Origin of the sequence: Pseudoalteromonas sp. BSi20495, from assembly GCF_000241185.1 — a bacterium.
Lineage (GTDB): Bacteria > Pseudomonadota > Gammaproteobacteria > Enterobacterales > Alteromonadaceae > Pseudoalteromonas > Pseudoalteromonas fuliginea.
Window position 1 is genome coordinate 1 of record NZ_BADY01000165.1, and the last position, 236, is coordinate 236.

Consider the following 236-nt stretch of genomic DNA (forward strand, 5'->3'; position numbering starts at 1 on the left):
AAATTATATGGAGGCGGAACCCGGAGTCGAACCGAGGTAAACGGATTTGCAATCCGGTGCATGGCCACTCTGCCATTCCGCCTAAATGTGTCCAAATAATTTGGAGCGGTACACGAGGCTCGAACTCGTGACCTCGACCTTGGCAAGGTCGCGCTCTACCAACTGAGCTAGTACCGCAAAATACTGTTTTATCAACTTTAAATCATCTTGGTAAAATAATTTAAAGTGGTGCCCGG

The 236-nt window shown here is 47.5% G+C and carries 2 tRNA genes; both read right to left on the minus strand.

Features of this window, described 5'->3' with window-relative positions:
- Nucleotides 1–8 precede the first annotated feature (8 nt).
- A tRNA-Cys gene (locus tag P20495_RS01895) sits at nucleotides 9–82 on the minus strand.
- 19 nt (nucleotides 83–101) lie between these two features.
- Nucleotides 102–177 (minus strand) — tRNA-Gly (locus tag P20495_RS01890).
- Nucleotides 178–236 lie beyond the last annotated feature (59 nt).